The sequence below is a fragment of the Mucilaginibacter sp. genome (assembly GCF_965201005.1).
Classification (GTDB): domain Bacteria; phylum Bacteroidota; class Bacteroidia; order Sphingobacteriales; family Sphingobacteriaceae; genus Mucilaginibacter_A.
Genome location: NZ_OZ241747.1, coordinates 1522995 through 1534546 on the forward strand (window position 1 = coordinate 1522995; position 11552 = coordinate 1534546).

At 41.2% G+C, this 11552-nt stretch carries 18 protein-coding genes; 9 read left to right on the forward strand and 9 right to left on the reverse strand.

Annotated features, from left to right (window positions below; translation table 11 throughout):
• Nucleotides 1-22 precede the first annotated feature (22 nt).
• Nucleotides 23-1099, forward strand: coding sequence for a quinone-dependent dihydroorotate dehydrogenase (locus ACOFKR_RS07065; RefSeq protein WP_419803318.1), 1077 nt, complete (start codon nucleotides 23-25; stop codon nucleotides 1097-1099).
• Between the two features lie 9 nt (nucleotides 1100-1108).
• On the opposite strand, the gene ACOFKR_RS07070 is transcribed toward ACOFKR_RS07065, so the two are convergent.
• From ACOFKR_RS07070 to ACOFKR_RS07080, 3 genes are read right to left on the reverse strand one after another with little or no spacing between them, the layout of a single operon-like run.
• Nucleotides 1109-1303 (reverse strand): DUF5808 domain-containing protein, encoded by a 195-nt coding sequence (locus tag ACOFKR_RS07070; RefSeq protein ID WP_419803319.1) that lies wholly within the window; start codon nucleotides 1301-1303, stop codon nucleotides 1109-1111.
• 27 nt (nucleotides 1304-1330) lie between these two features.
• Nucleotides 1331-1579 carry a hypothetical protein gene (locus ACOFKR_RS07075; RefSeq protein WP_419803320.1) on the reverse strand — a complete coding sequence of 83 codons (249 nt, stop codon included), beginning with the start codon at nucleotides 1577-1579 and terminating at the stop codon, nucleotides 1331-1333.
• A gap of 46 nt (nucleotides 1580-1625) precedes the next feature.
• Nucleotides 1626-2324 (reverse strand): DUF3291 domain-containing protein, encoded by a 699-nt coding sequence (locus tag ACOFKR_RS07080; RefSeq protein ID WP_419803321.1) that lies wholly within the window; start codon nucleotides 2322-2324, stop codon nucleotides 1626-1628.
• A gap of 90 nt (nucleotides 2325-2414) precedes the next feature.
• Here ACOFKR_RS07080 and ACOFKR_RS07085 point away from each other — a divergent pair, with 90 nt between their 5' ends.
• From ACOFKR_RS07085 to ACOFKR_RS07095, 3 genes are all read left to right on the forward strand, one after another.
• Entirely contained in the window at nucleotides 2415-2888 is a 474-nt protein-coding gene (locus ACOFKR_RS07085; RefSeq protein ID WP_419803322.1) for a GAF domain-containing protein, read from the forward strand.
• Nucleotides 2885-3487, forward strand: a complete 603-nt coding sequence (locus ACOFKR_RS07090; RefSeq protein ID WP_419803323.1) for a DNA-3-methyladenine glycosylase — start codon at nucleotides 2885-2887, stop codon at nucleotides 3485-3487. The genes ACOFKR_RS07085 and ACOFKR_RS07090 overlap by 4 nt, the downstream gene beginning before the upstream one ends.
• Nucleotides 3488-3557: 70 nt before the next feature.
• Nucleotides 3558-4055 carry a pyridoxamine 5'-phosphate oxidase family protein gene (locus tag ACOFKR_RS07095; RefSeq protein ID WP_419803324.1) on the forward strand — a complete coding sequence of 166 codons (498 nt, stop codon included), beginning with the start codon at nucleotides 3558-3560 and terminating at the stop codon, nucleotides 4053-4055.
• A 68-nt stretch (nucleotides 4056-4123) separates the two neighbouring features.
• Here ACOFKR_RS07095 and ACOFKR_RS07100 read toward each other — a convergent pair whose 3' ends face one another.
• On the reverse strand, nucleotides 4124-4489 hold the full coding sequence (locus ACOFKR_RS07100; RefSeq protein ID WP_419803325.1) for a hypothetical protein: 366 nt from the start codon (nucleotides 4487-4489) through the stop codon (nucleotides 4124-4126).
• Nucleotides 4486-4689: a hypothetical protein gene (locus ACOFKR_RS07105; protein ID WP_419803326.1), complete on the reverse strand. Its 204-nt coding sequence runs from the start codon at nucleotides 4687-4689 to the stop codon at nucleotides 4486-4488. The genes ACOFKR_RS07100 and ACOFKR_RS07105 overlap by 4 nt, the downstream gene beginning before the upstream one ends.
• A 140-nt stretch (nucleotides 4690-4829) precedes the next feature.
• Between ACOFKR_RS07105 and ACOFKR_RS07110 the strand changes: the two genes are divergently transcribed.
• Together ACOFKR_RS07110 and ACOFKR_RS07115 are read left to right on the forward strand one after the other, a co-directional pair.
• Entirely contained in the window at nucleotides 4830-5732 is a 903-nt protein-coding gene (locus tag ACOFKR_RS07110) for a histone deacetylase (RefSeq protein WP_419803327.1), read from the forward strand.
• 160 nt (nucleotides 5733-5892) lie between these two features.
• The gene (locus ACOFKR_RS07115; RefSeq protein ID WP_419803328.1) at nucleotides 5893-6117 is read left to right on the forward strand and encodes a hypothetical protein; all 225 of its coding nucleotides are present in this window, start codon (nucleotides 5893-5895) and stop codon (nucleotides 6115-6117) included.
• A 16-nt stretch (nucleotides 6118-6133) separates the two neighbouring features.
• Here the strand turns inward: ACOFKR_RS07115 and ACOFKR_RS07120 are convergent, their stop codons facing one another.
• The 4 genes from ACOFKR_RS07120 to ACOFKR_RS07135 form a co-directional block, all read right to left on the reverse strand.
• Complete coding sequence (locus ACOFKR_RS07120; RefSeq protein ID WP_419803329.1) at nucleotides 6134-7495, reverse strand: MATE family efflux transporter; 1362 nt, start codon at nucleotides 7493-7495, stop codon at nucleotides 6134-6136.
• A 107-nt stretch (nucleotides 7496-7602) separates the two neighbouring features.
• Entirely contained in the window at nucleotides 7603-8226 is a 624-nt protein-coding gene (locus tag ACOFKR_RS07125) for a helix-turn-helix domain-containing protein (RefSeq protein ID WP_419803330.1), read from the reverse strand.
• The gene (locus ACOFKR_RS07130; protein ID WP_419803331.1) at nucleotides 8223-8699 is read right to left on the reverse strand and encodes a GNAT family N-acetyltransferase; all 477 of its coding nucleotides are present in this window, start codon (nucleotides 8697-8699) and stop codon (nucleotides 8223-8225) included. Before ACOFKR_RS07130 ends, ACOFKR_RS07125 begins: the two co-directional genes overlap by 4 nt.
• 191 nt (nucleotides 8700-8890) lie before the next feature.
• On the reverse strand, nucleotides 8891-9352 hold the full coding sequence (locus ACOFKR_RS07135) for a PA2169 family four-helix-bundle protein (RefSeq protein ID WP_419803332.1): 462 nt from the start codon (nucleotides 9350-9352) through the stop codon (nucleotides 8891-8893).
• A gap of 441 nt (nucleotides 9353-9793) precedes the next feature.
• Between ACOFKR_RS07135 and ACOFKR_RS07140 the strand changes: the two genes are divergently transcribed.
• From ACOFKR_RS07140 to ACOFKR_RS07150, 3 genes are all read left to right on the forward strand, one after another.
• Entirely contained in the window at nucleotides 9794-10030 is a 237-nt protein-coding gene (locus ACOFKR_RS07140) for a hypothetical protein (RefSeq protein WP_419803333.1), read from the forward strand.
• A gap of 109 nt (nucleotides 10031-10139) precedes the next feature.
• A complete protein-coding gene (locus tag ACOFKR_RS07145) occupies nucleotides 10140-11114 on the forward strand; it encodes an aldo/keto reductase (protein ID WP_419803334.1) in 975 nt (324 codons plus the stop codon).
• A 24-nt stretch (nucleotides 11115-11138) separates the two neighbouring features.
• Nucleotides 11139-11522, forward strand: coding sequence for a hypothetical protein (locus ACOFKR_RS07150; RefSeq protein WP_419803335.1), 384 nt, complete (start codon nucleotides 11139-11141; stop codon nucleotides 11520-11522).
• Nucleotides 11523-11552: the final 30 nt, after the last annotated feature.

Consider the following 11552-nt stretch of genomic DNA (forward strand, 5'->3'; position numbering starts at 1 on the left):
GCTAAAAACAGCATCTGCAAATATGTACAAACTAATCCGTCCGCTTTTTTTTGCTTTTGACCCGGAAAAAATCCATCATTTTGTAACCCAGGGTCTGCGGTATTTTAACCGAATCCCGGGCGGAAAAAAGCTTGGCCATGCTGTTTTTACCATAGAAAATCCGGGATTGGAAAGGGAAGTTTTTGGCCTGAATTTTAAAAACCCGGTTGGTTTGGCCGCCGGTTTTGATAAAAATGCCGAAATGATGGGCGAAATGGCCAGTCTCGGTTTTGGTTTTGTAGAGATTGGCACGGTAACGCCTTTGCCGCAGCCCGGAAACCTAAAACCGCGCATGTTCAGGCTGAAAAAAGATCAGGCATTGATTAACCGGATGGGTTTCAATAACTTAGGTATGGATGTGGTGGCAGAACGGATAAAACGTTACCGGCAAACTTCAACCTCAAACTTCAAGCCTGAAACCTCGTACCCCAAACCTCAAACCCCAAACCTCCTGATCGGCGGCAACATCGGCAAAAATAAAATCACCCCAAACGAAGATGCGGCAAGTGATTATGTAAAATGTTTTGACCGGCTTTTTGATGTGGTAGATTATTTTGTAGTAAATGTAAGTTCGCCAAATACGCCCGGTTTGCGCGAATTACAGGAAAAAGAACCCTTAAAAATCCTGTTACAAACGCTGCAGCAACGGAACCATAAAAACGGGATTTCTCGGCCGATTTTGTTAAAAATTGCACCTGATTTGAGCAACGAACAGTTGGATGATATCATCGAAATTGTGCAGCAAAGCGGCATTGCAGGCGTAATTGCCACCAATACAACCATCAGCAGGGAAGGTTTAACTTCTGCAAAAAACAAAAATGAGACCGGCGGTTTAAGCGGAAAACCGTTGACTGGCCGTTCTACAGAATTGATACGTTATTTGTCGCGAAAATCGGCAAATGCTTTTCCGATCATTGGTGTGGGCGGCATTCATTCTGCCAAAGATGCGTTGGAAAAATTAGATGCCGGTGCTTCTTTAATCCAATTATACACCGGATTTATTTATGAAGGCCCGGGTTTGGTGAAACGGATTTGCAAGGCTTTGCTGAAGGAAAAATAAAAGATCAGCCTACCTGACAAAGTAAATTCCCAGCAAAACAATAACTGCCAACACGGTCATAAACCAGTAAGCGTTTTTGTGGGCGAAATTAAACGTCCAGCCCAAACCAGAAAGTTTTTTTACAATCAAACGGTCATCGTTCAGGTTATTGTAAAATATTCCCCATTTCCAATATTGCGGATTTGAATAATTCAAGTTATTCATAACAAGCGGTTTAATGGTCAAATGTAGTTAATAATTATACCGGTTATAACTTTCTTTAAAATCTTTGCGCATTTCGGCAAAACGGGCGGAAACGGTTTTTAAAAAAGTTTCGTCCAGCATTTCAAAAACGCTGTTTACGCCATCCAAAATGTCCATTTCAGAGATTTTATAGCTTTGTTCTAAGGCTCCCTGCTCAAATTTGGCAATCAGTTTTCCGCTGAACTGAAAGATGGAAATTTTAAATTCGGGGTGAGGCAACTCGGCAACTACACGCATATTGATGAAATTATATCGATAAAAACAGTATCGGCCGCAAAGCTAACTAATCTGTAAAACCTTCTAAGGGGTTTTTTCCGTGTAATGTCCCCCATGATTTTACCGGGATAAACCGGGCAAAAAGTTCTTCGCTGTACCAATTTTCGCTGCGTGTTTTTTTAATCACTTCCACATGTTCCGGCGAGCGGTAGGCGAAATCTTTCACGGCTTCCATATCCTGCCAAAACGAAATGGTGGCCTGGTGCATAAACGGATCTTCGCCCACACCAAAGGAGGTGAGGTAACCCGGCGCGGAAGTCATGATTTTTGCAATTTTAGCGGCATTTTGCCAGAAAGGTTTCAATCGGTTCAGGTTTAGCGTGGCGCGCGTTAATACGGCAACAACTCCTTGATAATCAGTTTTCTGCGGATTTTCAAAAGGTTCTTTGCCTGTCCATTTGCCATGGCTTTGCATGGGCTGTAGTAAAACCGTCCATTTCTCGGCCGCAAAAATTTTCCACCATTTTGCGGCAAAAGATTTTTGGCTGAAATGACTGAAGCTTTCCTCATCTGCCCAAACAGCCAGCATTGCCCATTGCTGCCAGTCGGGGTGCAAATCAAAAGTGCCGTTTTTGCCCGTTCCCATCAGTTTAAAAAAAGAACATTTACGCTGAAAAAACATCGGTAAACGAAGTATGCCCATCGCCATTAAAGCAAACGGAATATTGTATTTCGGGTAGCGGACAAGGGTTAAACTGACGATCATCAGCACAAAATAAAGCTAAAATTGCGGTTTGTTTTTGTCCGGTTTAAAAATCAGACTTCGCGATGACCGCCCAATCTGTAAATTTGCGCCATGGCAGAAGATTTAACAATCAGCAAAGGCACAAAGCAGGAAAAATACGAAACTTTGGTCCCTCAGATCAAAGCTTTGCTGGAAGGCGAAACCGATTTGGTGGCCAACTTAGCCAATGTTGCCGCTGCTTTAAAAGAGCAGTTTGGCTGGTTTTGGGTTGGATTTTACCTGTTAAAAGAAGCACAATTGGTTTTGGGCCCGTTTCAGGGGCCGGTTGCCTGTACGCGCATCCGGAAAGGACGTGGCGTTTGCGGCACTTCCTGGGCAAAAGCGGAAACGCTGATTGTGCCTGATGTGGAAGCATTTCCGGGCCATATTGCCTGTAGTTCTTTATCCAGATCAGAAATTGTATTGCCTATTTTTCAAGCTGAAAATGTGGTTGGCGTGCTGGATGTTGATAGTTCCAGGCTGAATGGATTTGATGAAATCGATGCCCAATATCTGCAAAAAATTGTTAAACTGATTACGTTTTGAAGCTGCCCATCAGTTTTTATCAATCAAGAGAAGTAGTTGCCATTGCCCGAAATTTGCTGGGCAAGTATCTGTTTACCAATATCAACGGCGAAATCAGCGGCGGATATATTGTAGAAACCGAAGCCTATAATGGCATTATTGATAAAGCTTCGCACGCTTACGGCAACCGGCAAACTAATCGCACCAAAACCATGTACGCGGCCGGCGGCGTGGCCTACGTTTATTTGTGTTACGGCATACACGAAATGCTAAATGTGGTTACTTCGGAAGAAGGCGAGCCACATGCGGTTTTGATCCGGGCCATCAACCCAACAACAGGTTTAAATTTGATGCTGGAACGCCGCAAAATGATCAGCTTAAAAAATAACATAACCGCTGGCCCGGGTTCTGTAGCGAAAGCTTTGGGCGTAAACCGGACGATGAACGGCTTGAGTTTTTTGGGTGATGAAATTTGGATAGAAGACTGCGGATTATCGTTTCAAAATGAAGAAATCGCCGCCGTTCCGCGTGTTGGTGTAGCTTATGCCCGGGAAGATGCGCTGCTGCCTTACCGGTTTTATGTGAAAGGAAACCCGTTTGTGAGCAAGCCAAACAGATAATCGTTAAATCAAAATCCGGTTTTTGGGGTTAAGCCTTTATCTAATTAAAAATATTCTAATTAAAAATATCATGAGCGAACAGTCAAAATCAGAGCAGGTAAAGTATTTAAAAGATAAAATTGAAGATGTGCGGATTGCCATGCTGGTAACGGTAAATGCAAACCACGAAATCCATAGCCGCCCAATGGGCACGGCGCATGTGGACGTAGAAGGCAATATCTGGTTTTTCACCAACGAATATTCATCCAAAGTGGATGAGATTTCGCACGAAAACAAAGTGGTTGTAACGTATTCAGATTCAAACAACAGCACATATTTATGCATTAAAGGCACGGCTTCTTTGGTGGATGACCGCGCCAAAATGGAAGAATACTGGAACCCGGTGATCAAAGCGTTTTTCCCAAAAGGAATTGATGATCCGAAACTGACTTTGATGAAAGTGGAAACCGAGGAAGCCGAATATTGGGACAGCAACTCCAGCAAAATGGTAGTTGCTTTCCAGATGATCAAAGCGGCAGTTACCGGCAAACCTTACGGAAAAGATGATCACGGTAAAATTGAGTTGTAAAATATATTTTTTTTATGATTTAAAAGGTGGACGGTCTGTTCACCTTTTTTTATGTGGTAAAAGAAGCATCAACTAAAATCTATCCCGATAGAATCCTTTTCTATTTTCTTTATTTCTACTTGATAACCAGCTATTTCTTTCAAAATTTCTTTTTTTCTTCCTGCTGAAGTATTGGTATTATGTAGTTCTGACTCTAAACTTGCAATCCAGGCATAGTGCATTTTAATAGTACGTTTACTCTTATAGTTTTTGTAAAGCGTTTTTAAAATGATGATAATGACAAGTGCAACAAAAGGAGCAACAGGTACGGCAATTTGCCTGTAATCATCATTTCTAATATGTTGTATGGCTGTTTCTAATATTGCAGTAAAAGTGGTTAGTAAGGTGGTTTTAGGATTTTTAGAAACTATATCACCCGAAGGCGTATCGCTCATTTCATAAACTCCATTAACCTTTGGCTATCTTCCCGGTTGTAGTTTTGAGAGATAGTAATTTTTTCACCATTGTCTTTTTTGGTAAAAGTGATATTTTTAGAATTTCTGACCTTTAAATAAAATGTAATTATCGTCCAAATAGCAACAATAGCTGATAAGACAACTATGATAGCTGAAATAATTGTTCCTGTGCTTTGCATACTTGTGTATTTGAATAATTATTGATAAATCAAAACTACAAAATTATTTGCAAGTAATTTTACGATCAAAATTTAATACGTGTTTTATTTGTTTTCAAGCATTTACCTATTGTGCGATAATATAGCTGTAATTATTTTTTATGTTGAAAATTGCTTTCGATCCGATTTACGCGCATCCGCTGCCCGAAGGTCATCGTTTCCCGATGCTGAAATATGAACTGATCCCGGCGCAATTGCTGCATGAAGGTGTGATTTCTGCAGAAAATATCTTCTCCCCAAAACCAGTGGCAGAAGAAGTAATTTTGTGGACGCACGACGAAAATTACTGGCAGCAATTGCGCGATCTGACTTTATCGGCAAAAGAACAGCGACGAATTGGTTTTCCGTTAACAAAGCAGTTGGTTGAACGCGAAATCCGGATTGCACAGGGGACAATTGATGGTTGTCATTACGCTTTCGAGAACGGCATTGCGTTCAACGTTGCCGGCGGAACGCATCATGCAGGCAGCGATTGGGGCGAAGGTTTTTGTATGCTGAACGATCAGGCGATTGCCGCAAATTACCTGCTAAAAACAGCATTGGCCAAATCGGTTTTGATTGTGGACCTGGACGTGCACCAGGGAAACGGAACGGCGGAAATATTTGAGCATCAGCCTGATGTGTTTACATTTTCAATGCATGGTGCCAATAATTTTCCTTATCGGAAAGAGAAATCTGACCTGGACATTCCGCTGCCGGACGGAACGGAAGATGACACTTATTTTTCCCTGCTAAAAGAAGCATTGCCCAAATTGATCGACCAGCAAAAACCTGATTTTGTTTTTTATCTGGCTGGCGCGGATGTCTTGCTGACAGATAAATTGGGCAAACTTGCCCTAAGCAAAGAGGGCTGCAAAGCGCGTGATGCGTTTGTGCTAAATTTATGTCATAAAAACAGCATTCCAGTGCAGGTGAGCATGGGCGGCGGTTATTCGCCAAATATCAAAGATATTGTGGATGCGCATTGCAACACCTATAAAACTGCGGTTGAATTGTATTTTTAACAATTTGTGACCAACCTTAAAATCAGTTTTAATAACTTATCATGTTAAACTGACACAGCAAACTAAAATTCATTTTTTTAAAATAAACACTAACTTTGTTGCGGATTTAACGTATAAAGGTTTAATTCGTTAACAAAGTTTTATATTAAATACTAAAAAAATGCAAAATTTATATATGATGGCCGTGCAGATCAGAGAACAGGAAATGCGAAAAATGGCCATCCAAATCACCAAAGGTTTATTAAGTATTGAACAGGCAATGTTGGATTATAATGTTTCAACAGAAGAAGCCGTTTTGAAATGTGTAAAAGATTTTAAAAGACAAAATACGATGAGTAAAAAAAGTGGTTCAAAGTTTACCAACATGAACATTCAGGCCGCATAAATCAGTAAAAGGGCTTTTAAATTGTACCGGTCTGCAGTTTTTTACTGAAATAATTGAAGCGAAAATAGAGCAGGAGCGAAGCCGCCATTAATCCGGCCGTTAAGCCGTACCAAATGCCGGAAGCACCCAGTTTTAGGTGAATGCCAAGCACATATCCAACGGGCAAACCGATCAGCCAATAGGCTATAAAAGTAATAATTGTGGGGATTTTTACATCACCAATCCCGCGCAAAATGCCTAATCCAACCACTTGTGTGCCATCAAATAATTGAAACATGGCGGCGATAAGCAGTAATTGTGCAGTCAGGCTGATCACGTTTTCGTCCGAAGTATAAATCCAGGGGATAAGATGATTGCCAAGCAGGAAAACAAGTGCCGTAAAACTCATAAACAACAAAACCACATGGTAGCTGGCCAGGGCAGATTGCCGGAGGTGTAAAAAGTTTTTTGCGCCAAAAAAATTTCCGGATTTGATGGCTGCCGCAGCACCAATCCCGCTCGCCATCATAAAAGTTAACGAAGCCAGATTGATGGCAACCTGATGTGCGGCCAGTTGTACATCGCCCATTGTGCCGATCAAAATTGCCGCACCGCTGAACGCGCTCACTTCGCAACTGTACTGTACGGCAACCGGTGCGCCAATTGCCAGGATTTTTTTGCAGAAACTACTGCTGATTTTATACAGAGAAAACTCAGTAAGGTATTTTTTGAAATGTTTGGAGCGAAAAACGTAAACCGACATAACGACGGCCATCACCAAACGGTCTATCAGCGTGCTGAAACCTACGCCGCGGATGCCCATTGGCGCAACGCCAAACAAACCTTTTACAAAAACAATCCCCAGGCAAATGTTCAGTACGTTGCCCCAGATGGAAATCATCATGGCTTGTTTGGTAAAGCCCAAACCTTCCGCAAACTGTTTAAAAGTGTTGAAAATCATCAGCGGAATGATAGAAAACCCCATCAATATCAAAAACGGTTTGGCCAGCAGCACTACTTCCGGTGATTGATCTAGATGGTTCAGCAATAAAACAGAGCCAAAGTAGATCAGTAAAAACAGTATCAGGCCGGAAACCAGGTTAATGCCCAAGCTTTCGGCCAGCAGTTTTCCGCAGGCCACATCGTTTTTACGGCCGTTTTCCTGCGCAATTAAAGGTGTGAGGCCGTAAGCGATGCCAATCCCGGTCACTAAAATCAGAAGAAAAATACTGTTGACCAGCGAAACCGCCGCCAGCGAGGTAGTGCCGGCAAACTGACCAACAATAATACTGTCTGAAGTTTGCACCAAAACCTGACCCAATTGCGAAATAATCACCGGAAAAGCCAGTTGCAGATTTGCCTGATAAAAAGGTTTGTAAAAAGCGTAAAATTTTTTCATCGGGAATAATTAACAGGTTTTGGATGGAGCTGCGCCATATTTTTGGTGATAAAAGGAGCATCGGTTTTAAGTTGAAAAATGGTGAATTTTTAACTTAACACCTAAAATCAGGCGGCCGTGTAATATTCTTCTTTTTCTTTGGTATGCACGATAATTACGCCCGAAAGTACCAGATTAACCAAAATCCGTTGTGCGCGGCGGCGGCTCAGGTTCAGCAAACCGCAGTATTCTTTTACGGTGATGCGTTCGTTGGTCTGCAGATATTCCAGCAACGCTTTTTCCTTGGATGAATATTCAATCAACACGCCGTTATCGTTGTTGGAACGTTTTAAAACATCCACCACAATTTTGCTCGCCAGCATACTTTTGTCATTGGTGCGGATATAAACCCACCATTTGCCGTCTTCGTCCAAACTGTAATGCGGTTTCAGATCGCTAGTTTTGATTTCGGCTACCAAAACCAAGCGGTCATCTACATAAATTTCCTCAAAAAAAGGTTCTAATGCAGGGCGGCAAAAAAAAGTTGCCGCGCGGGTAATCATGTATTTTTCTTCCTCTTCGGATTTTACGCCTTTAATAGTGCCATCGTCCAAAACACCGATCAGCAATCGGCCACCTTTATTATTGGCAAAAGCAACCAGCGTTTTGGCAATTTTTTCGCAGCTGGTAATGGTTTTTTTAAAGTCGAGGGTAACGCCTTCGCCTTCAATAATCATGCGTTTGATGTTCATGCCGGCTCCTGTTGTCTGGGCTGGAAAATTTCCATCCAGCGATCATGGTTTTTAATTTGTGCGAAACCAAACTGCCCGTACAAGCCCTGCGCATCGGCAGTGGCTAAAACCAGCCTGCGCAAATCTTTAAGTTTTGGATGATTGCGGACTGTTTGGACCAGCCATTTTGATAAGCCTGATTTGCGGTGATCGGGTAAGATAAACACATCGCAAACGTATGCAAAAGTAGCTGCATCGGTAATTACGCGGGCAAAACCAATTTGATTTTGCTGATGATAAACGCCAAAACACATCGAATTTTGAACAGAGGTTTGAACCATTTCCAGGCTGATGCCTTTGCCCCAATAAGAAAGCTGATCCAGAAATTGATGGATAACGTTGATATCCAGCAAGGTTTTATCGGTAGAAATCAGGTATCCTTTTTTTAAAAAAGCATCATCATTCATGATCACTTTTACAGCCATATTATCCATGCCCGACAGGTTTTTTGGTTGGGCAGCTACGCAAATATAGTTGTTTGCGGCAATAGAACTTCCGGCGTATTTGCCTGATTTTGATTTATGACCTGCAGATGCTGTTTTTATACCGGTAAAAACAGCATCTGCAGGTAAACAAAAAAGCCTCCCGAAAAACTTCAGAAGGCTTTTTAAAAAAAATGGGACGATTAATCTTTTTTCTGCATATCGCGCAGCATTTTGATTTTATCGTGGGAAAGTTTCAGTTTTGATTGCTGTTCGGCAATCATATCGTGAATGTATTTCGGAACATCTTCTTCGGCCAAAGCACTTTTATAGGCAGATTGTGCCGCATCTTCGCCGCGTTCGCAGTTAGCCAAAATGGAATAACGGTCATGGCCGGTAAAAGTAGCGCGTACATCCATCCAGGCGCGATAAATTTTGCCGCGAACGGTTGTCCCTTCGGCCGTTTCGCCTTTCATCACCAAAACTTCCGTGCTCAAGGCCATTTTGCAAGTATGGCTTTCATCTATCATGTGTTTAAAAAGATCGGTTAAATCGGCATTTTCTGCTGTTGATTCTTTGATCGCACGGTCGTATCCTACAATACGGTCATTGTTGATTTCGATTAAATCGTTCAGCGTTTCTACGGTGGCTTGGTTTTGTGTCATGATATCAAGGTTAAATTTTACTTAAAGCAATCCAGGAAAAAAATAGTTTTTTGTTTAAAAAAGAAATCGTGTCCGGCACATGGCCTGTTTAAATTTATGTCGAAAAAAAACATCATGCTTCTTTTATGCCCATAAATTTTGTTTTTCAAATTTAAGCCGATAAAAGAAGCATGGAAAACCACTGTTTTTTAGGTGATAAAAGAAGCATTGAAAATACATCCGGTAAAACTTAAACAGGTTCCCAGATTTTTAAAATTATTTGCTGTTTTTATACCGATAAAAACAGCATCGGTAAAAAATAACTTTATATGATTTGAAGCAAAATATAGAAACAATTGCATCAGACTTGAATTAACGATTAAATTTTTTTTTGTTAAAACTTTGCGGCCGTTTTGCACTTTATAGGGTATCAACTAAATTAACAAATTAAAAAACATTATTATGGCAAATCCAAATCCGGAACTTAAAGAAGGGCCAGTTGCAACCGCAATTGAAAATCAAACGGCAAAAATCCCTTCAGATATTTTTTTGTGGGCAGCTTTAGGCTCTATCGGTCTTTCTTTGGCTTTAAAAGTTAAAGGCAGCCGTCATAACGCCTTGTTTGTAGGCCAGTGGGCAGCACCGTTTTTACTGCTGGGCATTTACAACAAACTGGTAAAACAGTTGGGCAACGATTAAGTTATTTTCTTATAAAAGAAGCGTTCTGTAAACCGGAACGCTTTTTTTATGCCAAAAATTTATAAAACAGCCTGTAGAAATATTGGTTTGGCTGATATAAATAAGTACCATGAAATATAAAAATCTGGGAAACACCAGCGAAAAGTTATCTGTGATCGGTTTGGGCTGCATGGGCATGAGCCATGCATATGGCAGCATAAATGATGAAGAATCTATTGCTACCTTAAATTTAGCTTTGGATTTAGGCATCAATTTTTGGGATACGGCAGATGTTTACGGCCCGCACACCAACGAAGAACTGATTGCAAAAGTGCTGGTGCCCAACCGTAAAAAAGTTTTTATCGCCACTAAATTCGGTTTTAAAGAAGGCGGCGTTTTTGATGGTTCCCCGGCTTACCTTAAAAAAGCCTGCGAGGCCAGTTTAAAGCGTTTGGGCGTGGATGAAATAGACTTATATTATGCACACCGGATTGACCCGAACGTACCGGTAGAAGAAATGGTTGGCGCAATGGGCGAGCTGGTTCAGGCCGGAAAAGTGCGGTTTTTGGGTTTGTCTGAAGCATCGTCGGAATCTGTCCGCAAGGCAAATGCAGAACACCCAATTTCGGCCCTGCAGTCAGAATATTCTTTCATCACCCGCGATCCGGAAAAAGAAATTTTGCCTTTATGCCGAGAGCTTTCTATTTCTTTTGTGCCTTTTAGCCCGCTTTCCAGAGGCTTATTTACCGAAACTTCGGTCAGCAAAGCAGCATTGAAAGATGGTGATTTCCGTAATACTTTACCTCGGTTTAAGGAAGAGAAATACCTTAAAAACAACCAAAATCTGGCTTCGGCCTTAAAGGATTTTGCATCTTCCAAACAAATAACACCTTCGCAATTGGCTTTGGCCTGGGTTTTGGCGCAAAGTGAAAACATCATCCCGATCCCCGGAACCAAAAAGCGTAAATACCTGGAAGAAAACGCCGGTGCGGCAGATGTAAATTTATCAAAAGAGGATTTACAGGAAATAGAAGAAATCCTGAAAACATATCCAAATGTTGGCGAGCGTTATTATGAAGCTTCCATGAAAATGGTTAATAACTAAACAAACTTCCTTAAAATCTTCCTTATGAGCCAATCCGTTTCGGTGCTTTTTTTATTGGCGATCCCGATTGCCTGCATTTCCTGGACAGTTACACATGAGGAAGTTTTTAAAGAAATCCGTGATTTTTGCATCAAAAACAGCCACCAACAAAAAACACTTGCCGCACGCAAGTTTTTTTATTTGTTCACCTGCGAATACTGTTTCAGCCATTACATTACCATTTTAATGCTGATCATTACTCATTATACTTTGGTTTTTGATGGCTGGCGCGGTTATTTAATTTCCGGTTTCAGTTTGGTTTGGATTGCCAATATTTATATGAGTTTGTTCCGTTTGCTCCGATTGGATATTAAAGAAGAAGATCTAAACACAAAACAAAAAGAACAGAAACAGAAAGATTTGCCATAAGCACCAATTTTTACCCGATAAAAGAAGCAT